Genomic DNA, 21,178 nt, shown 5'->3' with positions numbered 1-21,178 from the left:
CGGGGGCGGAGCGCCGTCCGCCCGCGCCGGTGCGGACCCCGGCGCGCCGGGGCCGCACGTACGGTGGTCCGGTGCAGTCGCTCCCCTCGCTGCGGCTGACGGCCAACCTCAACGCCGTCCTCCGCTTCCAGGTCGGCGTGCCCGAGGCCGTCGCCGCCGTGGTGGCCGGTGACGTCGCCCACCACGTCGTCGACCCCGACGACCTGCTGGGCCTCGACCCGCTCGCCGCCACCCCGCTGTCGGCCGCTCTGCCCGCCCTCGCCGCGCGCGAGCCGGAGCACTGGGTGCTCGCCCTCCCCGTGCCCGGCGCGCTGACCCCGCTGCGCGGCCCGGCGCCGCTGAACCTGGCGGCGGTCGAGGCCGGCGAGGCCGTCGTCGCCGCGGGCGGCGGGCTGGCCCTGGTCCCCCACGTCGTCGGGCGCGGCGTGCAGTGGCGCGTCCACCGGGCCGAGCGGCCGGCGTCCCCGCCCAGCTCCTACGACGCCGAGCGGGCCCTCGGCGAGACCGTGCTGAGCGCGGCCGAGACGCTGACCCGGCTGGGCGTGGCGGGCGGCAGCCGGCCCGAGGACACCGGCGCGGTGCTGGCGCCCGGCTACAGCCCCCGGCAGCGGCTGGCCGCCGACCGCGCCGCCCGGCTGCTCGTGGCCTGCGACGTGGCCCTGGCCGACGACGGCGGGGCGATCAGCGTGCACGAGGCCGAGGTCCGCGCCCGGGAGCTGCGCCGCCTGCGCCGCGCGGCCGCCGACGCCCTCTGCTCCGCGGTCACCTGGATGCAGCGCTGACCACGACCTGCCCGCCGGCGGAGCGGCCGCCGGTCTCCCGACGGCCGTCCGCCCGCCGTGGCCGCCCCGGCCGGGGCGTCGGCGCCCCGTAGCCTGGGGCCCATGCCGGACCCGTCCCCCACCTCCGTCGGCACCCTCTTCGCGATCGGCGGCGCCGAGGCGAAGCTGCGCCGCCGCACGGTCCTCCGCGCCTTCGTGGCCGCGGCCGGCGGGGCCGACGCCCGGATCGCCGTCGTCCCCACCGCCTCCTCGCTGGGCCCCGAGGTGATCGAGGTGTACCGCGCCGTGTTCGCCTCGCTCGGCGCCGGCGAGGTGGTGGCGCTGCGCCCCGAGAGCCGGGCCGAGGCCCAGGACCCCGCCGTCGCCGCCCCGCTGGCCGACGTCACGGGCGTCTTCATGACCGGCGGCAACCAGCTGAAGCTGAGCGCCTTCATCACCGGCACCGTCTTCGGCGACGCGGTGGTGGCGGCGCACCAGCGGGGCGCGGTCGTCGGCGGCACCTCGGCCGGGGCCAGCATCCTGGCCGAGCACATGATCGCCTTCGGCGGCGCCGGCTCCACCCCGCGGCAGCGGATGAGCCAGCTCTCGGTGGGCCTCGGGCTGCTCCGCGGGGCCGTCGTCGACCAGCACTTCGCCCAGCGCAACCGCTACGGCCGCCTCCTCAGCCTCGTCGCCCAGTCCCCCTCGCTGCTGGGCATCGGCGTGGACGAGGACACCGCCGCCGTGGTCAGCGACGGCACCCGGCTGGAGGTGGTCGGCCGCGGCGCGGTCACCCTGGTCGACGGCCGGCACCTGGTCTCCAACGCCTACACCGCGCAGCCGACGGCCCCGCTGCTCGTCTCCGGGGCGGCGCTGCACGTGCTGCCCGCCGGCAGCAGCTTCGACCTCACCACCCGTACGCTCATCGGCCACCACACCGCCGTGGCCGACGTCGAGGTGCAGGAGACGCGGGCCGCCGAGGCGGACCTGCGGCAGCTGGCCGTCGAGATCGCGGCCGAGGGCGTCTCGCCGACGAACTACCGCCGGCACGTGCGGCGCGGGCAGGCCTAGCCCCGCCCGCCGCCGCGGTCGGCGGCGCGGCCCGGGGGCGGCAGGTGCGAGGATCAGCGCAGCCGACCTCGTGAGGAGTTGCCCTGTGACGTCCGAGCCCGGGCCCACCAGCCCGTCCCCGCGTCCGGACCTGCGGATCCTGTCCAGCCGCGTCTACCGCGGCCCCAACGTCTGGCACTACGAGCCGGCGATCCAGCTGGTCGTCGACCTCGGCGTGCTGGAGGACTTCCCGACGAACCTGCTGCCCGGCTTCGCCGACGGCCTGGTCGAGCGGCTGCCAGGGCTGGCCTCGCACAGCTGCAGCCGCGGCCGCCGCGGCGGCTTCGTCGAGCGCCTGCACGAGGGCACCTGGGTCGGCCACGTCGCCGAGCACGTCGCCCTGCAGCTGCAGCAGTCGGTCGGCCACGACATGCGGCGCGGCAAGACCCGCCAGGTCCGCGGCGAGCGCGGGCGCTACAACGTCATCTACGCCTACGCCGACGAGAACGTCGGCCTGGCGGCGGGCGAGCTGGCCGTCCGGCTGGTCAACGACCTCGTCGAGCACGACCCGGAGTTCGACTTCGAGGCCGAGCTGGAGCACTTCATCGTCCGCGGCGAGCGGACGGCCTTCGGGCCCTCCACCCAGGCGATCGTCGACGAGGCGGTGAGCCGGGACATCCCGTGGCTGCGGCTCAACACGTCCTCGCTGGTGCAGCTGGGCCAGGGCGTCCACCAGCAGCGGATCCGCGCCACCATGACGTCGAAGACCTCCTCGATCGCCGTCGACATCGCCGGCAACAAGGAGCTGACGCTCACCCTGCTGGGCTCGGCGGGCCTGCCGGTCCCCCGTTCGCAGTCGGTGCGCACCGTCGACGAGGCGGTCCGGCTGGCCGAGCGGACGGGCTACCCCGTCGTCCTCAAGCCGCTGGACGGCAACCACGGCCGCGGCGTGATGCTGGACCTGGCCGACGCCGACGCCGTCCGCGCCGCCTTCCCCACGGCGAAGGAGGAGTCGCGCGGCGGTTGGGTGATCGTCGAGAGCTACATCACCGGGCGGGACTACCGCTGCCTGGTCATCGGCGGCCGCATCGCGGCCATCGCCGAGCGGGTGCCGGCGCACGTCGTCGGCGACGGCACGGCCACGGTGGCCGAGCTCGTCGAGCGGACGAACGCCGACCCGCGCCGCGGCGTCGGCCACGAGAAGGTGCTGACCCGGATCAAGGTCGACGACGCCGCGGTGGCGCTGGTGACCGAGCAGGGCCTGGCGATGGACGACGTGCCGCCCGCCGGGACCACCGTCAAGCTGACGCTGACCGGCAACATGTCGACCGGCGGGATCTCCATCGACCGCACCTTCGAGGCGCACCCGGAGAACATCGAGATCGCCGAGGAGGCCGCCCGCGTCGTCGGCCTGGACATCGCCGGCATCGACTTCATCGCCCCCGACATCACCCAGCCGGTCCGCGAGACCGGCGGGGCGATCTGCGAGGTCAACGCCGCCCCGGGCTTCCGCATGCACACCCACCCGACCGTGGGCGACCCGCAGTACGTGGCCAAGCCCGTCGTCGACATGCTCTTCCCGCCGGGCACCCCCAGCCGCATCCCGATCGTCGCGGTGACCGGCACGAACGGCAAGACGACGACCTCGCGGATGATCGCGCACATCTTCAAGGGCATCGGCAAGAAGGTCGGGATGACCTCGACCGACGGCGTCGTCGTCGACGAGCGGCTGATCATCCGGGCCGACGCCTCGGGGCCGCGCTCGGCCAAGATGGTGCTGCAGAACCCCCGCGTGGACTTCGCCGTCTTCGAGGTCGCCCGCGGCGGCATCCTGCGCGAGGGCCTGGGCTACGAGCGCAACGACGTCGGCGTCGTCCTCAACGTGCAGCCGGACCACCTGGGCCTGCGCGGCATCGACACGGTCGAGCAGCTGGCCGACGTCAAGGCCGTCGTCGTGGAGGCGGTGCCCCGCAGCGGTTTCGCGGTCCTCAACGCCGACGACCCGCTGGTCCGGGCGATGCGCCGCAAGTGCTCGGGCCGGGTGGTGTGGTTCACCATGGCCGAGCCGGGCAGCGAGATCCGCGAGTCGGTCGACGACCAGTGCCGCCGCGGCGGCCGCGCCGTCGTCCTCGAGCACAGCGACCTCGGCGACATGATCGTGGTCAAGGAGGGGCGCCGGGCCATGCAGCTGGCCTGGACGCACCTGCTGCCCTCGACGTTCGGGGGCCGGGCCACCATGAACGTCCAGAACGCCATGGCCGCGGCCGCCGCGGCCTTCGCCGCCGGCGCGTCGCTGCACGACATCCGCCAGGGCCTGCGCTCGTTCTCGACGAACTACTACCTCTCCCCGGGCCGCCTCAACGAGGTGCCGGTGGAGGGCCGCACGGTGATCGTCGACTACTGCCACAACGCGCCGGGCATGACCATGCTCGGGGACTTCGTCGACAAGACCGCCGACCAGCTGGCCGGCGCCAGCGACCTCGGCAAGGTCCAGCGGATCGGCGTCATCGCCACCGCCGGCGACCGCCGCGACGACGACATGCGCGAGCTCGGCGCCATCGCCGCCCGGCACTTCGACGTCGTCGTGGTCCGCGAGGACGCCCAGCTGCGGGGCCGCGCCCGCGGCGAGGTGGCCGCGCTGGTGGCCGAGGGCGTGCGCACGGCCATGGACGCCGGCGCCCGCTGCCGGCAGCTGGAGACGGTGCTGGACGAGATCGAGGCCACCCGGCACGCCATCGCCCGCTCCAACCCCGGCGACCTGATCGTCATCTGCGTCGACCAGCACGCCGTGGTGATGGCCGAGCTGGAGTCCTACGGCCGCCAGGCCCAGCCCGGCGCCCGGGGCGACGGCGAGCCCGCCTCCGGCGTCGCCCGGGTCGGCGACCCGGACTTCTCCCCGGCCGCCACCACGGTCGAGCCCGAGGAGACGCTCACCCTCCCCTGACCGCAGACGCACGACACCCCGCCGCAGCAGCGCTGCGACGGGGTGTCGTCACGTCAGGGGCAGGGCACCAGGTGCGGTCCCGACCACCACCGCTCCGCGCGCCGCCGGAGCGAGGAGGAGCCGGCGGACGGGAGCGCGGACCACGTCCGAGCGGAGCGAGGACGAAGACTCAGTTCCCGGGCCAGGATCCCGTCAGCTTCTCGAACCCGCGGGCGCCGCCGCGGTCGATGGCGGCCTTGACGACGGCGAAGATGGCGCCCTGGATGGCGGCGGCCAGCAGCACCTTGCCGAAGGTGTACTCCGACTGGAGGGCGTCGGGCGCGTCGTCCTCGTGCGCCACCCGCTTCCAGATCTGCTTGAAGATCGCGCCGGCGAGGGAGCCGGCGGCGAGGCTGGCCAGCAGCCCCACCGGGCGGTAGGCGAGCTGGGCGGACTTGGAGGGCATCAGTTGTCTCCGATGGTCGCGGGGCGGGTCAGGAACGGATCTTACGGACGACCAGGACGACCAGCAGGACGACCGGGGCGACCGCGAGGGCGATCTGGGCGGGCCGGGGCAGGCCCTGGTAGCGCTCGGTGACCTCGCGGGTGCCGGCGGCGACCTTCTCCCGGCCCTCCTCGGCGCGCGCCTGGGCGGCGACCTTGACGTCCTCGACCTTGTCCTGGGCGCGGCCCTTGACGTCGACCTTGTCGGCCAGGGCGTCGACGTTGTCGGCGAGCCGGGCGCGGGTCGCGGCGATGTCGGCCTCGATCTCCTCGGGGGTGGCGTCGGGACCGGGTCCGGTCTGGGTGGGCTCGCTCATCGCTTCACGCTCTCCTTGATCTCCTGCACGTCGGTCTTGACGCTCTCGACCGCCCGGGTCGGCACCGGCGGCGCCGCCTCCTGGACCTTCTTGCGGCCCACCAGGGCCGCGACGCCGGCCACGAGCAGCACGACGACGCCCACGATCAGCGCCGCGAGCCAGCCCGGCAGGACCGTGCTCAGCCCGAGGACGGCGGCGGCCAGCAGCACGCCGACGGCGTACAGGGCCAGCACGCCGGCGGCGCCGAAGGCACCCACGCCGATGCCGGCCTTCTTGGCCTTGGTGGTGACCTCGGCCTGCGCGAGGCGCATCTCGTCGCGGACGAGCCGGCTGAGGTCGGTGGACAGCGAGCTGACGAGCTCGCCGACGGAGCGGTCGGCCGGGGCGGCGGCGCCGGCCGGGGTGTCCAGCGCGCTGGCCCCGGCGCCGGTCGGCGTCGGGTCGTTCGGGGTGGTGCTCATGCGGTGCTCCTGGGGTGCGGGGGGACGAGCGGTCAACGTGCTCCTCCCGAGCTCGCTGCGGGGTCCGGGTCGCCGGCCTGGGTGTCGGCCTTGACGGCGTCGCGCTCCCCCATCGGCTGGGCCGGGCCCTTCGTGGTGTCGGCCGCGGTCTGCTGCTCGGACTCGGCGTTGATCTCGGCGCCGAGCAGGATCGCGTAGGACGTGATGAACAGCCACAGCAGCAGGATCACGATGCCCGCGAGGGCGCCGTAGGTCTTGGCGTAGCTGCCGAAGTTGGAGACGTAGAGGGACAGCCCGACCGAGGCGACGATCCACAGCACGGTGGCGATGATCGCGCCGACCGAGGTCCAGCGGATCTTCGGGGCGTCGCGGTCCGGGGCGACGCGGTACAGCACGGCGAGGGCGACGGCGATGACCACGACGATGAGCGCCCAGCGGACCACCTGGATGCCGACCGTCACCAGCGTGCTGGTGCCCAGCACCTGCAGGACGCCGGGGAGCACCGCGACGAGGGCGACGACGACGAGCAGGAACACGATGGCGCCGAGGGTCAGCGCGAGGGCGATGGCCCGCTTCTTGACGAAGCCGCGGGTCTCGTCCTCGTCGTAGGCGGTGTTGATGGCCGTCATCATGTTGCCGACCCCGCCGGAGGCGCTGAAGAGGGCGAGCGCGATGGCGACGACGGCACCCCAGCCCGCGCCCCGGCCCTCGGCCAGGGTGATCTGGTCGGTGATCGTCTGGCGGATCTCGGCCGGCAGCGCCGAGCCGAGGTTGTTGACCTGCTCGGCGATGGTGGCCGGGTCGGCGAAGAGCGCGTACAGCAGCACGGCGGCGATCAGCGCGGGGAAGATCGCGAGGAAGGCGTAGTAGGCCATGCCCGCGGCGAGCAGCGGCACGTTGTCGGCCTTGGCCTCGGCCCAGCCGCGCTTGGCGATCTGGACCCAGCCCTTGGCGGGGACCTCGGTCGGCTTCTCAGCGGTGCCGCCGGGGACGCCGTCGGCCTGGGTGGAGGTCTGGGTGGCGCCTGGAGTCATCGTCAGCTTCCTGGGGTGGGGGACGGCGCGCCCGCCCGGTCACGGACGAGCGCGTACAGCGTAAGCGACCGCGCCGCGGCCTGAATCCGGTGGGCCGCACGCGGCCGAAGAGTGGTCGTCGGGTCCAGGTATCCCACCGGCGACCCCGTCAAACCCCGCCCCACCCCCGCCCGTCGCGGCGGGCACGAGAGGATCGACCCATGGACATCTTCGAGCGCATCCGTTTCGCCCGCGACCAGGCCCTCGCGGCCGAGCGCACCGAGCGCCAGCGGCTGGCCGAGGCCGACAACGCCGACCTGCAGCGCGCGGCGTCGGTGCGGCTGGCCACCCGGCAGGCCGTGCGCGAGGCCCTGGACGACGTGCTGGACGAGAAGTCGGACCCCGAGGCCGAGCTGGACGGCGCGGCGGCCGGCGCCGAGGACGGCGACGACCTCGGCGGCCAGGACTCCCCGACCGCCCAGTAGCACCCCTGCGACGCCCCCGGCGCCGGCCTAGGCCGGGTCCGGGGGCGTCGTCGTCCCCGCGGCCGCGCGCACCTTGGCCCGCAGGGTCGTGGGGTCGTCGCGGGTGGCGCCGTGCTCGAGCAGCCAGCGGTCGACGGCCGCGCGGTCCTGGTGCGTCATCAGCCCCACCACGTCCCCGTCACCGGCCTGGCCGGTCAGCGAGACCAGGCAGCCGAGCTCGTCGTCGTGCTCGCGGAGCGACTCCACCCCGGCGTGCCGGGCGCCCTCGGCGATCAGCCGCCCCATCTCCTCCGGCGTCCGGCCGCGGAGGTACTCGCTCTTCCGGGCGACCTCGACGACGTCGGCGCCGACGGCGGCGATCTCGCCCAGCCGGACCAGGATGTCGTCGCCCCGGTCCCCGGCCGTGCCGACGCCGAGCAGCAGCCGGGCCCCCGGCCGGGCGACACCGGCCATGATCTCCAGCAGCGCCTCCAGCCCGGCCTCGTTGTGAGCGAGGTCGACGACCACCGTCGCGGACCCGCCGGCCGGCCGCGGCAGGGTCCACAGGTTCATCCGGCCCGGGTTGTCCTCGCCCGGGCGGAACGAGCGCAGGCCGTCGGCGACCTGCTCGGGGGTGAAGCCCAGCGCCAGGGTGGCGGAGGCGACGGCCAGCGCGTTCTCGACGTTGACCCGGCTGAGCCCGGCCAGCGTCATCGGCACGTCGGCGACCTCGACGACGGCCAGCGGGTCCGCACTCGGCCGCAGCACCGCCACCCAGCCGTCGAGCACGGTGGTCACCCGGCCGCCGGCGTCGAGCACGGCGCGTCCCGAGGGCGAGTCGGGGTCGCGGCTGAAGACCCAGACCCCGGCGCGGGTGCCGGTGCGCATGGCGAAGGTGCGAGGGTCGTCGGCGTTGAGCACGCACCAGCCGCCCGGCCGCGTGATCTTGGTGATGACGGCCTTGACCTCGGCCAGCTGGTCGAGCGTGTCGATCCCGTCCACGCCGAGGTGGTCGGCGCTGATGTTGGTGACCACGGAGACGTCATTCCAGGCGACGCCGACGCCGCGGCGCAGGATGCCGCCCCGGGCGGTCTCGGTGACGGCCAGCTGCACGCCGGGGTGCCGCAGCACCTGGCCGGCTCCGCTGGGGCCGGAGAAGTCCCCGGCCTCCACCAGCACGCCGTCGAGGTAGACCCCGTCGGTGCTGGACCAGCCGACCGACCAGCCGGCCCGCTGGGCGACGTGGCCGATCATCCGTGACGTCGTGGTCTTGCCGTTGGTCCCGGTGACCGCGACGACGGGCACCTGCGGGCGCAGCAGCGCGGGCCCGCGCCCCCGGGGGGCGTCGCGGACCGCGGCACCGGCCCGGGCCAGCACCGGGTCGAGCTGCCCGGGGTCGGTGCCGTCCGCGAGGGCGTCGAGGACGGCGGCCACCGCCCCGCCGAGCGCCTCGGCGCGCCCGGAGCTGCGCCAGGGGTAGGCCACCACGAGCTCCTCGGTCACCGTGCCGGGCCGCGACCGGACGGCGAGCCGGGAGACCCCGGCCTCGGCCGCCAGCCGGCGCACCAGCCGCGCCACCCAGCGGGCGACGGAGCGCTGCCGGAACGACGAGCGGGGCGGCCCGGGCCGCGACCCCGGCAGCCCCAGGGCGGCGGCCACCGCGCGCGCGTCGTCCACCCCGAGCCCCAGCAGGTGGCTGACGTCCAGCGTCAGCTTGGCGGCCGGGCGGGGGAAGTAGAGGTTGGGGCCGACCAGCAGCCGCACCTCGACGAGCGCGGACGGGGGCACGCCGGGCTCAGGCGCCGGTGGAGTGCAGGCCGCCGTCGACGTGCACCATCTCACCCGTCGTCTTGGGGAACCAGTCGCTGAGCAGGGCGACGACGGCGCGGGCCGTCGGCTCCATGTCCTTCGGGTCCCAGCCGAGCGGGGCGCGCTGGCCCCAGACCTCGTTGAAGGTGTCGGCGCCGCCGATCGCCCGCTTGGCCAGCGTCTCCAGCGGACCCGCGGCGACGAGGTTCACCCGGACGCCCTCGGGACCGAGGTAGCGGGCCAGGTAGCGGCTGGTGCTCTCCAGGGCCGACTTGGAGACGCCCATCCAGTCGTAGACGGGCCAGGAGACCTGGGCGTCGAAGGTCATCCCGACCACCGAGGCGGACGGCGCCAGTAGCGGCTTGCACGCCATCGTGAGCGAGGCCAGGGAGTAGGCCGAGACCTGGAGCGCGGTGGCGACGTCGGCCCACGGGGTGCTGAGGAACTTGCCGCCCAGCGCGGTCTCGGGGTTGGCGAAGGCGAGGGAGTGGACGACGCCGTCCAGCCGGTCGACGTGCTCGCCGAGCTTCTCGGCCAGCCCGCCCAGGTGCTCCTCGTTCGTGACGTCGACCTCGAGCAGCGGCGGCACCGGGTCCAGCTTCTTGATCACCCGGCCCGTCAGGCTCATCGCCCGCCCGAAGTTGGACACGACGACCGTGGCGCCCTCGGCCTGCGCGATGCGCGCGACGTGGAAGCCGATCGAGGTGTCGAGGGTGACACCGGCCACCAGGATGTTCTTGCCTTCGAGGATTCCCACGTGCTGCTGCTCCTGCTCTTGACGGTGTGACGACGCCGGTCGGACGGTCCGTCAGTGTCCCATGCCCAGCCCGCCGTCGACCGGGAGCAGCGCCCCGGTGACGTAGCCCGCCGCGTCGGAGGCGAGGAACTCCACGGCCGCAGCCACGTCGTCGACGGCGCCGAGCCGGCCCAGCGGGATCTGCGCGGCGTACTTCTGCACGGTCTCCTCCCCCAGCTCGGCGGTCATGTCGGTCTCGACGAACCCCGGGGCGACGACGTTGGCGGTGATCCCGCGGGAGCCCAGCTCGCGGGCCACGGACCGGGCCAGGCCGACGAGGCCGGACTTGGAGGCGGCGTAGTTCACCTGGCCGGCCGAGCCCAGCTGGCCGACGACGGAGGAGATGAAGACCAGCCGGCCGAACCGGGCCCGGACCATCGGGCGCGCCGCCCGCCGGGCCAGCCGGAAGGCGCCGGTGAGGTTGGTGGCCAGCACCGCGTCCCAGTCCTCGTCGGTCATCCGCATCAGGAGCGTGTCGCGGGTGATGCCGGCGTTGGCCACCAGCACCTCGACGGGACCCAGCTCGGCCTCGACGCGGGCGAAGGCGGCCTCGACCTGCTCGCCGTCGGTGACGTCGGCCTGCACGCCCAGCACGCCCTCGGGGACCCCACCGCTGCGGTAGGTGGCCGCCACCCGGTGGCCCGAGGCCGCCATCCGCTCGGCGATGCCGCGGCCGATGCCCCGGCTGCCGCCCGTGACCAGGACGGTCCGGGGGGTGGGGGCGGGCGCGGCGGGGCTGGCGGTGGTGGTCACGGCCACACGGTAGCGAGCCCGCGAGGGCTCTGGCGACCAGGCGTACGCTGGCGCGGTGGCCGACCCCGAGCAGGACGCCGACCCGGGCCGCCGCCCTCCGCAGCGCCCGTCCGGCCCCGGATCCCGGGCCCGCAGCCGACCCGTCCCCGCCGCCGTCATCACCGACGCGCGCGGCGCCTCGAGCCGTGAGCTGTCCGGCCGGATGCGGCGCTACACGATCACCATGGCGTTCCGGATGGCCTGCTTCGTCAGCATGATCTGGGTGCAGGGCTGGTTGCGGTGGGTGCTGCTGGCCTGCGCCGTCTTCCTGCCCTACGTCGCCGTCGTGCTGGCCAACCAGGCCGACGAGCGCACCAAGGGCAGCGAGGTCGAGCACGGGGCCCCCGAGGACGCCCCGCAGCTGACGACGGGCGTGGTCGTCGTCGAGGGCGATGTCGTCGAGGGTGACGTCGTCGCGGAGGGCCCGGTGGAGGGGTCCGTCGTGGACGGGCCCGAGGACGAGGACGAGCGGAGGGATCGCGTTGCCTGAGCCGGGAGCGGACCCCGGGTCGGTGCTGCGCGGGGTCGACCCGCTGCCGGTCGGGCCGGACGGCCTGGTCTGCTCGGCGAAGGGCTGCCGCGAGCCGGCGACCACCGACCTGCGGTGGAACAACCCGAAGATCCACCCCGAGGACCGGCGCAAGCACTGGCTGGCCTGCGACGCGCACCGCGAGCAGCTGCGCTGCTTCCTGGCCTCGCGCGGCTTCCTCCGCGAGGTCGAGCCGCTGGGGGCCGAGAGCGCCTGAGCCCGGGCACCGGGCCCTCGCGCCCGTCAGGCCGGGGCGGACGAGGTCTCAGCCGCCGATGGCGGACATCGGCCGGTCGGGCTGCAGGAAGGACGGGTCGTCGATGCCGTGCCCGGCCTGCTTGCCGGCCACGGCGACCAGCCAGCGGTCGGCGATCGTCGCGTCGTCGGCGCCGGCCCGCAGCGCCCCGCGCAGGTCGGACTCGGTGCGGGAGAACAGGCACGTGCGGATCTGGCCGTCGGCGGTCAGCCGGACCCGGTCGCAGCTGCCGCAGAACGGCTTGGAGACCGCGGCGATGATCCCGACGCTGTGCTCGGTGCCCGCCACCCGGAAGAGCTCGGCGGGCGCGCTGCCGCGGGCCAGGGCGTCGGCCGGGTCCTCCACGAGGGGCAGGTGGGGCTCGATGCGGGCGCGGATCTCGGCCGCGGTCACCATCGTCTCCCGCTCCCAGGCGTGCTGGGCGTCCAGCGGCATCTGCTCGATGAAGCGGAGCTGGACGCCCTCCTCCATCGCCCAGCGCAGCAGCGGCACGGCCTCGTGGTCGTTGACCCCGCGCATCAGCACGGTGTTGATCTTGACCGGGTCCAGCCCCGCGCGGCGAGCCGCCCGCACGCCGGCCAGCACGTCGTCCAGCCGGCGGCGGCGGGTCAGCTTCGTGAAGGTGTCCGCCTGCAGCGTGTCCAAGGAGACGTTGATCCGGTCCAGGCCCGCGGCGGCCAGCGCGTCGGCCCGGCGGGCCAGCCCGATGCCGTTGGTCGTCAGGGCCACGACCGGCCGGGGCCGGAGAGCCGTGAGCTCGGCGACCAGGTGCTCGAGGTCCTTGCGCAGCAGCGGCTCGCCGCCGGTCAGCCGCAGCGTGGTGATGCCGAGCCGCTCGACGCCGATCCGGGCCAGCCGGACCACCTCGGCGTCGTCGAGCACCTCCTCGTGCGGCATCCAGTCGAGGCCCTCGGCAGGCATGCAGTAGGTGCAGCGCAGGTTGCACCGGTCGGTGAGCGAGATCCGCAGGTCGGTGGCCACCCGGCCGTACCGGTCGCGGAGCGCTCCCGCGCCGGGTCCGGGCGCGGGAGCCGGCTCGTCGCCGGGTCGCACGCTCGGCATCGCCAGGTCGGTGGTCACCACGGCCCGAGTCTAGGTCCCGCCGCCGGGTCCGGGGGCGCGGCCGCCGGGACACCCGACCCGGGCCGGGTGCGGCCCAGGCCCGGGACCGAGGTCCCGGAGGTCCCGGGGAGGGGCCCGGGACGGCCCGGGCGGACCGGGACCTCAGGGCCGTCGCAGAGGGTGCTTTGTCCTCTGCACCCGCCCGCGGGGCCTCGGCAGGATGAGGTCATCAGCTTCTGCTCGGGGGGCAGGAACCGTGTTCCACCACCGAGGAGAGCCATGTCCCCCACCACCACCCGCCGCGGCAGCACCTCGCGGGTGGGCGCCGTCAGCCAGGTCGACGACGCCGGTGGTCAGGGGACGCGCCCCTTCCGGGCCCTCCTCCGGTAAGCCGCCCCGCGGTCCCCGCCCCCGGCGCCACCTCCCCGGCGCCACCCCTCCCCCGGCCGACGACGGCCCTCCCCACCCGTCCGGGCGCTGCCCTGCGCCCTCACCCCCTGGAGCCTGCGCCATGACCATCCCCCGCCCCACCCCCGACCAGCCGGCCCCCGCCGGCCCGAGCGCCTTCCGGCGCGCCACCCGGATCATCGTCTCCGCGGCCCTGACGCTGGCCGCCGGCGCGGCCCCGCTGCTCCTCCCGGGCACCGCCGCGGCCGCCACCAACCTCGTCGTCGACGGCTTCGACCGCTCGGTCACCAGCGGCTGGGGCAAGGCCGACGCCGGGAGCGCCTGGGCCGACATGATCGGCGGCAGCTCCACCTCGGTCTCGGGCAGCGAGGGCAGGGTGACGAACATCCTCGGCGGGCGCAGCTTCCGCGCCTACCAGAAGGCGGTCGCCGCCGAGGACACCGAGGTGCGCGCCGAGTTCACCGTGCCGGCCGCGAAGGACTTCATCTACACGATCGAGGCGCGCAAGCAGGCGGACCTCTCCGCCTACCTGGCTCGCGGCCGGATCGACTCCGCCGGCAAGCTGCACATCGAGGTCCTGCGGACCCAGGGCGCCGCGCTCACCATGCTCAAGGAGATGACGCTGGAGACCCCGGTCGTCGTGGGCCAGAAGCTGACCCTCAAGCTCTCCACCACCGGCGAGGCGCCCGTCATCGTGCGGGGCAAGGTCTTCGTCAGCGGCACGACCGAGCCGGGGTGGCAGGTCACCTTCCTGGACTCCGCCGCCGCCGCGCTCAAGACGCCGGGCTACGCCGGCCTGCAGGCCTACAACGGCGGCGCCAACGCCGCCATCAACCTGGCCACGCAGGCCTTCACCGTCACCGACACCACCCCCGAGCCCGACCCCGAGCCGTCGGTCGAGCCGGGGGGCTCCACCTCCCCGGCCCCCGGTGGCGGCACCACGAGCCCCACCCCCGGCGGCGGCACCACCAGCCCGACGCCCGGCGGCGGCACGCCGACCATCGCCCCGCCGCCGCCCCCGCCGGTCAAGCTGGCCACGAGGCACGGCGCGGACCCGGTCGGCAGCGCCACCTACCCGGTCCCGTCCAACGCGCTGTTCGTCTCCCCGACCGCCGGTGACGACACCTTCCCCGGCACCCAGGACAAGCCGTTCCGGACGCTCAACAAGGCGCTGACCAAGAACTGGTCCGGCCAGACCATCGTGCTGCGGGCCGGCACCTACCACGAGTCCGTGCTGGTCGCCCCGGGTCGCGCCGCCACGATCCAGCCCTACCCGGGCGAGAAGGTCTGGTTCGACGGCACCCGCCCCGTCACCGGCTTCACCAAGAGCGGCCCCGGCGTCGTCGCCGGCGGCTGGACCACCGAGTTCGACCACAGCCCCACCTACACCAAGGGCCAGCCGGACGGCACGGCCGTCGGCTGGACCTGGCTGGACCCGAAGTACCCGCTGGCGGCCAACCCCGACATGGTCTGGATCGGTGACGAGGAGCAGACGCAGGTGGGCAGCGTCGCGGCCCTGGTGCCGGGCACCTTCTACGTCGACTACGCCGCCGACAAGCTCTACCTGGGCAGCGACCCGGGCGACCGCGAGGTGCGCGCCTCAGACCTGCAGGTGGCGTTCTCCCTCCGCGCCCCCGGCACCGTGCTGCGCGGCTTCGGCATCCAGCGCTACGCCGACTCGGTGTGGCAGCAGGGCGTGATCAGCAGCTACTGGGAGCGGATGACCCTGGACAACATGACGGTGCTGGACAGCGCCACCGGCGGCGTCGGCTTCTTCAAGCAGGGCTCGGTGATCAAGAACACCACCATCGACGGCTCCGGCCAGATCGCCCTGCACGCCAACCAGGCCGACGACCTGGTGCTCGACAACCTCTCGATCACCGACAGCAACGACGAGCACTTCAACCCGGCTCCCAGCTCGGGCGGGATCAAGATCACCCAGACCCGCGGCGTGACGCTGAAGAACAGCGAGCTGCTGCGGACCTACGGCAGCCAGTTCTGGACCGACCAGTCGACCTTCAACATCAACGTCTTCGGCAACGAGATCCTCGACGGCTCCCGCTACGGGGTGGTCCTGGAGATCTCCTCCACCGCCACGGTCGCCGACAACATCATCGCCGGCAACGCCTTCGACGGCGTCCTGGTCGCCAACACCGACAAGGTGCACATCTGGAACAACACCCTGGTGGGCAACCGCAAGGCCATCGCCTTCGCCCAGGACTCCCGCCGCATCGAGCAGCTGGCGGTCTCCGGCCACGACCCGCGGCGCACCCAGCCCGACCTGTCGATGCCCTGGGTGATCGGGAACAGCACGATCGGCAACAACGTGATGTCGGCCGGCTCCACCTCCGGCGCCCTGGTGGCCTACGAGGTCTACGAGCTGATCTCCAACGCCAGCGACCTCGGGATCTCCACCAACGGCAACGTCTACTCCCAGACCGCGCTGGGGGTGCCGAACGCGACGGCGGTCTGGGCCCGCAAGGGTAGCCAGCCCTACCACTTCATCATGCTCGACGACTTCCGCGACAACACCGGCCAGGAGCGCACCAGCATCAACCCGATGCTCTCGACGCCGGTGGACGGCGCCTACCGCCCGGTCAGCTCGGTCGCGAGCAAGGTGGGGGCCGTGGCCCAGCCGCTGCCCTCGGAGGTCGCCGACCGGATCGGCAAGCCGACCGGTGAGAAGTACCTCGGGGCGTGGACCCGGCCGACCGCCTGAGCCCGGTCGCACCACCCACCCGCACCAGCCACCCACCCGCACCACCCGCGCACCCGCTCCGGCGTCGAGGACCCCCTCGGCGCCGGAGCCGCGCCCGTCCCGGTCGCCCCGGCAGCGCCGGGGTCACGAATTCCCCCCGGTTTGCCCGATCGGTGACGTGCAGCCGGTGTTTCCGTCATATCGTGTCCGCCAGGATGAGCTCCCCCGATAGCTTTCGAGATATCGGCACGCTCGCTGGCGGGGGACAGCCAGACGCGCCGCACCTGCCGATCAGCACGCTGGTCGAGCAGCTGGTCCAGCACGCCGCTGACGTCGGCGCCGCCCAGGACCGCCTCCGCACGTTCCAGGACGGCAACCGGCGGATCATCGGCGAGCTCGGCCTCCCCGCGCTGCTGCAGTCGGTCCCCGACGTCGCCCGGGAGGTCGTCGGGACCCGCTACGCCGCGCTCGCCGTGCTCGGGCCCACCGGGCACGTCGAGCAGCTGCTGCACAGCGGGCTGTCGCCGGCCGAGCTGCTGGCCGCGGGCGAGCCGCCGAAGGGCCGGGGCGTGCTGGCGCTGGTCGTCGAGGACCCGGTGCCCACCCGCCTGACCAGCGTCGCCGCCCACCCGCAGTCCGGGGGCTTCCCCGTCGGGCACCCGGCTCTGGACACCCTGCTCAGCGTGCCGGTGCGCAGCCGCGACGGGCTGCACGCCGTCCTCCACCTGGCCGAGCGGACGGACGGCCGCGCCTTCACCGAGGAGGACGAGGACCTCGCCGAGGCCCTCGCCGTCACGGCCGGCATCGCGGTCGACAACGCCCTCGTGCACGAGGACTCCCGGCGCCGGCAGGAGTGGCTGCGGGCCGCCGCCGGGCTGACCCGGCTGCTGCTCGCGGGCGACCTGGACCGTGCGGGCGCGCTCGCCCACACCGCCGACGTCGTCCGCCGGCTGCTCGGCGCCGACGACGTGGCCGTCCTGGTGCCGGGACCGGGCCGCACCCACCTCGAGGTCGTCGCGGCCACCGGCCCGAGCGGGCCCGACCTCGTCGGCCTCTCGCTGCCGACCGCGACCAGCCTGGCCGGGCGGTGCCTGCGGCACGGCCAGGGGCTGCACGTCGACCTGGAGCGCGCACAGCACGTCGCGGAGACGGCGCTGGCCGCCGTGGCGCCGGCCGGACCGGCCCTGGTGCTGCCGCTGCGCGCCGACGGACCCGGCGCGGGCGTGCTGCTGGCGGTCCGCCGACCGCGCCGCGCCCCCTTCACCCAGTCCGAGCTCGACATGGCCGAGACCTTCGCCGGCCAGGCCGCCGTCGCCCTGCAGCTGGCGGAGCGCCTCTCCGGCACCCAGCGCCTGGACGGCCTGGAGCAGCGGGACGGCATCGCCCGCGAGCTGCACGAGCAGGTCGTCCAGCGGCTGTTCGCCCTCCGGGCCGACCTGCAGGAGACCGCCGCGGGCGTTACGGACCCACCGGTGCGCGACCGGCTGCTGCGCTGCGCCGAGCAGGTCGAGGAGACCGTCCGCCAGATCCGGGCCTCGGTCTTCACCCTGGCGGCCGACGCCCCCACGACCACGACGGTCGGCGAGGCCGTCCTCGCCGTCGTCGAGGAGCTCGTGCCCGTCCTCGGCCTCCGGCCGCAGGTGGAGCTGGTGGGGCCGCTGGCCTGGCCGGCGAGCGCCCCGCTGGTGCGGGACGTCGAGGCGGTGGTCCGCGAGTCGCTGACCAACGTCAGCAAGTACGCCGGCGCCTCGCGCGTCGGGGTCCGCGTCGTCACCGACGGGAGCCGGCTGGAGCTGGCGGTCGTCGACGACGGCGTCGGGCTGCAGGGAACGACCCGGCGCAGCGGTCTGGACAACCTCCGCCGCCGCGCCGAACGCCACGGGGGACATCTCGACATCGACAACTCAACTGAAGGTGGCCTCAGACTGCTATGGGCAATTCCCCTCTGATCACGACCCCGCCGCTCGAGCCCGGCACGTCGACCATCCGGGTGTTCCTGATGGACGACCACGAGCTGGTCCGGCGGGGCCTCGTCGACCTCCTCAAGTCCGAGCCCGACATCACCGTGGTGGGCGAGGCGGGCACGGCGGCCGAGGCGCTGCGCCGGATCCCCGGCGCGCGACCCGACGTCGCCCTGCTCGACGGGCGGCTGCCCGACGGCAGCGGCATCGACGTCTGCCGCGACATCCGTTCCGGCCACCCGAGCATCCGCTGCGTCATCCTCACGTCCTTCGACGACGACGAGGCCCTGTTCTCGGCGATCATGGCCGGCGCGTCGGGCTACCTGCTCAAGGAGGTCGGCGGCTCGAACCTCATCGCCGGCATCCGGCAGGTGGCGGCCGGGCACTCGCTGATCGACCCGGCCGTCACCCAGAAGCTGCTCGACCGGCTGCGCAACCCGGTCAAGGAGTCCTCGAAGCTCGACCAGCTGACGCCGCGGGAGCGGGAGATCCTCGACCTGATCACCGACGGCTACACCAACCGGCAGATCGGCGACACCCTGTTCCTGGCCGAGAAGACGGTCAAGAACTACGTCTCCATCCTGCTGACCAAGCTGGGCATGCAGCGCCGCACCCAGGCCGCGGTCTACGGGTCGCAGCTGCGCAACACCGCCAACGGCGGTACGAACGGCCCCACCACCGGCTCGGGGCGCTGAAGCCGACGGTCCCGGGCCCGTCCTCGGACGGGCCCGGGTCCGGGGTCAGCCCTCGGCGTGCGGGTCGCCGGTGTCCTCGGCGGCGGTGTCGTCGCCTCGCTCGGCGAGGACGCGGGCCCGCTCGCTGATGAGGTAGGCGGCCGAGGCCACCGCCCCGACCAGGGCGACCGCCCGCAGCCAGGGCTTGTTCAGCGCGTCGCCGGTGAGGGCGTCGAGGGAGTAGCGGCCCGGGCCGCCGGCCGCGACCGCGGCACCCACCAGGCCGAACGTGGCGGGCAGCTCGTAGCCGCCGCCGGTGTTGAAGAAGCCGGTGTGGGTCGAGCTCGCCACCACCATGTTGCCGGCGACGGCAGCACCCGCCGGGCCGCTGGCCAGGCCGAGCGCGAGCAGCGCGCCGCCCCCGGCCTCCGCCAGGCCCGCGGCGATGGCGTTGCGCTCGCCCGGCACGAAGCCGACGGACTCGAACCAGCCCCCGGTGCCCTTGATGCCGTAGCCCCCGAAGGAGCCGAACAGCTTCTGGGCGCCGTGGGCGACGCAGGCGGCTCCGACGCCGACCCGGACCAACAGCAGACCGAAGTCACTTCCCTTGCTCATCTGGCACACCTTCCGCTGGGAGAACCTGTGGGGCGACGCTACCGGTTGTGGGTTCAACCGACGGGTGCGGGGGTGAGCACGCGCCCGGGGTGGGAGTAGACGTTCATCCGGTCGCCCCGCACGAACCCGACCAGGGTCAGGCCGGCCTCGGTGGCCAGCTCCGCGGCCAGCGAGCTCGGGGCCGAGACCGCGACCATCATCGGCAGCCCGGCGAGCACCGCCTTCTGCGTCAGCTCGAACGACGCCCGCCCCGAGACGACGAGCACGAGGTCGGACAGCGGCAGCCGGCCCTGGCGCAGCGCCCAGCCGACCACCTTGTCGACGGCGTTGTGCCGGCCGACGTCCTCCCGGGCGCAGACGATCGTGCCGTCGGCCGTCATCAGCCCGGCGGCGTGCAGCCCGCCGGTCTTGTCGAAGGCCTTCTGGTGCTCGCGCAGCCGGTCCGGGGCGGCCGAGACGAGGGCGGCCGGCAGGGCCAGCCCCTCCCCCAGCGCGTGGGAGGTCTGCTTGACCACCTGGTCGATGCTCGTCGTCCCGCAGACCCCGCACGCGCTCGTGGTCGTCACCCGGCGGAGCTGCTCGGGGGCGGGGGGCCGCGCCGTCGGCGCCAGGGCGACGTCGAGCACGTTGTAGGTGTTGGCGCCGTCGGGCCCGACGCCGTCGCAGTACCGCGCGCCCACCAGGTCCTCGGCGCAGGAGATGACGCCCTCGCTGTGCAGCAGGCCGTGGACGAGGTCGACGTCGTCGCCCGGGGTCCGCATGGTGACCTGGAAGGACTCGCCGTCCAGCCGGATCTCCAGCGGCTCCTCGACGGCGAGGGTGTCGGTGCGGCGCACGGCCGGACCGGGTCCGAGCTTGAGCACCGGGTGCAGGCGGGTGACACGTCCCATGCCATCATCCTGGCACCGGCCACCTGACCGGTCACGACCACGGGCCCGCCCGCGGTCGTCGCGGACGTCGCGCAGCGGCGGAGGAGGACACCGTGGAGCTCCCGGAGTGGCTCGAGGCGGTCGCCCAGCGGCTGGACCTGCCGGGCGGCCCGCTGTCCGAGACCGAGGTGTCGGTGCTGCTGGACCTGGCCCGCGACGCCGCGCACGAGGTCGAGCGGGTCGCCGCCCCGCTGACCACCTTCCTGGCCGGGGTGGCCGTCGGCCGGGGCCTCTCCCTGGAGGACGCCGCCCGCACCCTCACCAACCTGCTGGCCGAGCCCGGTCCGCAGGCCGAGGACAGCCCGGGCTGAGCCCGGCCGGGCGCCGGGGCCGGCGCGTACGCTGGGGCGGTGCGTCCTCTGTGGGTCCGCTGGACCTTGCTCGTGGTGTTCGTGGCCGTGCTGGGCACGGTCTTCGTCAACCTCGGGGAGTGGCAGCTGGACCGGCTGGACCAGCGCCAGCAGCGCAACCGCGACACCCTGGCCAACGAGGCCAACCCGGTCGTCCCGTACGAGCAGGTGTTCACCCGCCCCATCGCCGAGGCCGACCAGTGGCAGCGGGTGGAGGCCCGGGGAACCTTCGACGCCGAGCACCAGTTCGTGCTCCGCTACCGCAGCAACGGCGGGGCGAACGGCTACGAGGTGGTCACCCCGCTGCGGACCTCCGCCGGCGCAGTCCTCGTGGACCGCGGGTTCGTGCGGCTCGAGAAGGGCCAGCCCATCCCCTCCGCCGCGCCGGCGCCGCCCGCCGGCGAGGTCACCGTGACGGGCCACGTCCGCCGCGACGAGCGCGGCCGCGGGGCCGCCACCCGCCCCGTCGACGGCCAGATGCGCCTGGTCAGCTCCACCGCGATCGCGCCGACCCTCCCCTACCCCGTCGCCAACGGCTACATCGGCCTGCTGAGCGTCGACCCGGCCCAGTCCGGGGGCTTCGAGACGGTGCAGCTGCCGGAGATCTCCGACGGACCGCACTTCTGGTACGCCGTCCAGTGGTTCATGTTCACCGCCATCGGCCTGGCCGGGGTCGTCGTCTTCATCCGCGGCGACCTGCGCGCCCGCCGAGAGGAGCGCGCGGCCGCGGCGGCCGCAGGGGCCGCACCGGGGCCCGGGGCCGGCGCGGACGCCGACGAGCCGAAGGTCCCCTCCGCCTCCTGAGG

At 74.7% G+C, this 21,178-nt stretch carries 21 protein-coding genes; 11 read left to right on the top strand and 10 right to left on the bottom strand.

Features of this window, described 5'->3' with window-relative positions; genetic code table 11:
* Positions 1 to 71: 71 nt before the first annotated feature.
* From JOF54_RS17255 to cphA, 3 genes are all read left to right on the top strand, one after another.
* Positions 72 to 782: an Rv1486c family protein gene (locus tag JOF54_RS17255; protein ID WP_210058036.1), complete on the top strand. Its 711-nt coding sequence runs from the start codon at positions 72 to 74 to the stop codon at positions 780 to 782.
* A 102-nt stretch (positions 783 to 884) separates the two neighbouring features.
* Positions 885 to 1,832 (top strand): cyanophycinase, encoded by a 948-nt coding sequence (locus JOF54_RS17250; RefSeq protein ID WP_210058034.1) that lies wholly within the window; start codon positions 885 to 887, stop codon positions 1,830 to 1,832.
* A gap of 85 nt (positions 1,833 to 1,917) precedes the next feature.
* Positions 1,918 to 4,755: a cyanophycin synthetase gene (gene cphA, locus JOF54_RS17245; RefSeq protein WP_210058032.1), complete on the top strand. Its 2,838-nt coding sequence runs from the start codon at positions 1,918 to 1,920 to the stop codon at positions 4,753 to 4,755.
* Between the two features lie 169 nt (positions 4,756 to 4,924).
* Here the strand turns inward: cphA and JOF54_RS17240 are convergent, their stop codons facing one another.
* The 4 genes from JOF54_RS17240 to JOF54_RS17225 are packed head-to-tail and all read right to left on the bottom strand — an operon-like array spanning position 4,925 to position 7,050.
* On the bottom strand, positions 4,925 to 5,200 hold the full coding sequence (locus tag JOF54_RS17240; RefSeq protein ID WP_210058030.1) for a DUF4235 domain-containing protein: 276 nt from the start codon (positions 5,198 to 5,200) through the stop codon (positions 4,925 to 4,927).
* A 28-nt stretch (positions 5,201 to 5,228) separates the two neighbouring features.
* Positions 5,229 to 5,555, bottom strand: coding sequence for a DUF3618 domain-containing protein (locus JOF54_RS17235; protein WP_210058028.1), 327 nt, complete (start codon positions 5,553 to 5,555; stop codon positions 5,229 to 5,231).
* Positions 5,552 to 6,016 (bottom strand): phage holin family protein, encoded by a 465-nt coding sequence (locus tag JOF54_RS17230; protein ID WP_210058026.1) that lies wholly within the window; start codon positions 6,014 to 6,016, stop codon positions 5,552 to 5,554. Before JOF54_RS17230 ends, JOF54_RS17235 begins: the two co-directional genes overlap by 4 nt.
* Positions 6,017 to 6,048: 32 nt before the next feature.
* A complete protein-coding gene (locus JOF54_RS17225) occupies positions 6,049 to 7,050 on the bottom strand; it encodes a YihY/virulence factor BrkB family protein (protein ID WP_210058024.1) in 1,002 nt (333 codons plus the stop codon).
* A gap of 200 nt (positions 7,051 to 7,250) precedes the next feature.
* Here JOF54_RS17225 and JOF54_RS17220 point away from each other — a divergent pair, with 200 nt between their 5' ends.
* On the top strand, positions 7,251 to 7,514 hold the full coding sequence (locus JOF54_RS17220; RefSeq protein WP_210058022.1) for a hypothetical protein: 264 nt from the start codon (positions 7,251 to 7,253) through the stop codon (positions 7,512 to 7,514).
* A 27-nt stretch (positions 7,515 to 7,541) separates the two neighbouring features.
* Here JOF54_RS17220 and JOF54_RS17215 read toward each other — a convergent pair whose 3' ends face one another.
* Genes JOF54_RS17215 through fabG form a run of 3 tightly spaced genes read right to left on the bottom strand, consistent with a single transcriptional unit; the run spans position 7,542 to position 10,851 of the window.
* Entirely contained in the window at positions 7,542 to 9,281 is a 1,740-nt protein-coding gene (locus JOF54_RS17215; protein ID WP_307804317.1) for a Mur ligase family protein, read from the bottom strand.
* Positions 9,282 to 9,288: 7 nt separating this feature from the next.
* On the bottom strand, positions 9,289 to 10,059 hold the full coding sequence (fabI, locus tag JOF54_RS17210) for an enoyl-ACP reductase FabI (protein WP_210058021.1): 771 nt from the start codon (positions 10,057 to 10,059) through the stop codon (positions 9,289 to 9,291).
* Positions 10,060 to 10,110: 51 nt separating this feature from the next.
* Positions 10,111 to 10,851 carry a 3-oxoacyl-ACP reductase FabG gene (gene fabG, locus JOF54_RS17205; protein ID WP_210058019.1) on the bottom strand — a complete coding sequence of 247 codons (741 nt, stop codon included), beginning with the start codon at positions 10,849 to 10,851 and terminating at the stop codon, positions 10,111 to 10,113.
* A gap of 55 nt (positions 10,852 to 10,906) precedes the next feature.
* On the opposite strand from fabG, the gene JOF54_RS17200 reads away from it, so the two are divergent.
* Together JOF54_RS17200 and JOF54_RS17195 are read left to right on the top strand one after the other, a co-directional pair.
* Positions 10,907 to 11,380, top strand: coding sequence for a DUF3099 domain-containing protein (locus JOF54_RS17200; protein WP_307804316.1), 474 nt, complete (start codon positions 10,907 to 10,909; stop codon positions 11,378 to 11,380).
* Entirely contained in the window at positions 11,373 to 11,636 is a 264-nt protein-coding gene (locus tag JOF54_RS17195) for an acetone carboxylase (RefSeq protein ID WP_307804315.1), read from the top strand. Before JOF54_RS17200 ends, JOF54_RS17195 begins: the two co-directional genes overlap by 8 nt.
* A 48-nt stretch (positions 11,637 to 11,684) precedes the next feature.
* Here the strand turns inward: JOF54_RS17195 and moaA are convergent, their stop codons facing one another.
* A complete protein-coding gene (moaA, locus tag JOF54_RS17190; protein ID WP_210059667.1) occupies positions 11,685 to 12,737 on the bottom strand; it encodes a GTP 3',8-cyclase MoaA in 1,053 nt (350 codons plus the stop codon).
* 511 nt (positions 12,738 to 13,248) lie between these two features.
* Here moaA and JOF54_RS17185 point away from each other — a divergent pair.
* The 3 genes from JOF54_RS17185 (at position 13,249) to JOF54_RS17175 (ending at position 18,499) form a co-directional block, all read left to right on the top strand.
* Positions 13,249 to 15,864, top strand: a complete 2,616-nt coding sequence (locus JOF54_RS17185) for a right-handed parallel beta-helix repeat-containing protein (protein ID WP_210058017.1) — start codon at positions 13,249 to 13,251, stop codon at positions 15,862 to 15,864.
* 194 nt (positions 15,865 to 16,058) lie between these two features.
* The gene (locus JOF54_RS17180; protein ID WP_210058015.1) at positions 16,059 to 17,792 is read left to right on the top strand and encodes a sensor histidine kinase; all 1,734 of its coding nucleotides are present in this window, start codon (positions 16,059 to 16,061) and stop codon (positions 17,790 to 17,792) included.
* On the top strand, positions 17,774 to 18,499 hold the full coding sequence (locus JOF54_RS17175; protein ID WP_210058013.1) for a response regulator: 726 nt from the start codon (positions 17,774 to 17,776) through the stop codon (positions 18,497 to 18,499). The genes JOF54_RS17180 and JOF54_RS17175 overlap by 19 nt, the downstream gene beginning before the upstream one ends.
* 45 nt (positions 18,500 to 18,544) lie before the next feature.
* Here the strand turns inward: JOF54_RS17175 and JOF54_RS17170 are convergent, their stop codons facing one another.
* Entirely contained in the window at positions 18,545 to 19,093 is a 549-nt protein-coding gene (locus tag JOF54_RS17170) for a DoxX family protein (protein ID WP_210058011.1), read from the bottom strand.
* Positions 19,094 to 19,146: 53 nt separating this feature from the next.
* A complete protein-coding gene (fdhD, locus tag JOF54_RS17165; RefSeq protein ID WP_210058010.1) occupies positions 19,147 to 19,983 on the bottom strand; it encodes a formate dehydrogenase accessory sulfurtransferase FdhD in 837 nt (278 codons plus the stop codon).
* A gap of 92 nt (positions 19,984 to 20,075) precedes the next feature.
* On the opposite strand from fdhD, the gene JOF54_RS17160 reads away from it, so the two are divergent.
* Together JOF54_RS17160 and JOF54_RS17155 are read left to right on the top strand one after the other, a co-directional pair.
* Positions 20,076 to 20,333 (top strand): DUF6457 domain-containing protein, encoded by a 258-nt coding sequence (locus JOF54_RS17160; protein ID WP_210058008.1) that lies wholly within the window; start codon positions 20,076 to 20,078, stop codon positions 20,331 to 20,333.
* A gap of 39 nt (positions 20,334 to 20,372) precedes the next feature.
* On the top strand, positions 20,373 to 21,176 hold the full coding sequence (locus JOF54_RS17155; protein ID WP_210058006.1) for an SURF1 family cytochrome oxidase biogenesis protein: 804 nt from the start codon (positions 20,373 to 20,375) through the stop codon (positions 21,174 to 21,176).
* Positions 21,177 to 21,178: the final 2 nt, after the last annotated feature.

The organism is Microlunatus capsulatus, assembly GCF_017876495.1.
Taxonomy (GTDB): domain Bacteria; phylum Actinomycetota; class Actinomycetes; order Propionibacteriales; family Propionibacteriaceae; genus Microlunatus; species Microlunatus capsulatus.
Note: the sequence above shows the minus strand (reverse complement) of the source record. Positions and strands in the feature narration are given on the sequence as shown.

Bases quoted from the DNA above. Each gene is read 5' to 3' on its own strand.
- JOF54_RS17225 (WP_210058024.1), bottom strand. From the start codon at position 7,050: ATGACTCCAGGCGCCACCCAGACCTCCACCCAGGCCGACGGCGTCCCC.
- JOF54_RS17180 (WP_210058015.1), top strand. From the start codon at position 16,059: ATGAGCTCCCCCGATAGCTTTCGAGATATCGGCACGCTCGCTGGCGGG.
- JOF54_RS17170 (WP_210058011.1), bottom strand. From the start codon at position 19,093: ATGAGCAAGGGAAGTGACTTCGGTCTGCTGTTGGTCCGGGTCGGCGTC.
- JOF54_RS17230 (WP_210058026.1), bottom strand. From the start codon at position 6,016: ATGAGCACCACCCCGAACGACCCGACGCCGACCGGCGCCGGGGCCAGC.
- JOF54_RS17175 (WP_210058013.1), top strand. From the start codon at position 17,774: ATGGGCAATTCCCCTCTGATCACGACCCCGCCGCTCGAGCCCGGCACG.
- JOF54_RS17220 (WP_210058022.1), top strand. From the start codon at position 7,251: ATGGACATCTTCGAGCGCATCCGTTTCGCCCGCGACCAGGCCCTCGCG.
- JOF54_RS17235 (WP_210058028.1), bottom strand. From the start codon at position 5,555: ATGAGCGAGCCCACCCAGACCGGACCCGGTCCCGACGCCACCCCCGAG.
- moaA (WP_210059667.1), bottom strand. From the start codon at position 12,737: ATGCCGAGCGTGCGACCCGGCGACGAGCCGGCTCCCGCGCCCGGACCC.
- JOF54_RS17240 (WP_210058030.1), bottom strand. From the start codon at position 5,200: ATGCCCTCCAAGTCCGCCCAGCTCGCCTACCGCCCGGTGGGGCTGCTG.
- fdhD (WP_210058010.1), bottom strand. From the start codon at position 19,983: ATGGGACGTGTCACCCGCCTGCACCCGGTGCTCAAGCTCGGACCCGGT.
- JOF54_RS17250 (WP_210058034.1), top strand. From the start codon at position 885: ATGCCGGACCCGTCCCCCACCTCCGTCGGCACCCTCTTCGCGATCGGC.
- JOF54_RS17185 (WP_210058017.1), top strand. From the start codon at position 13,249: ATGACCATCCCCCGCCCCACCCCCGACCAGCCGGCCCCCGCCGGCCCG.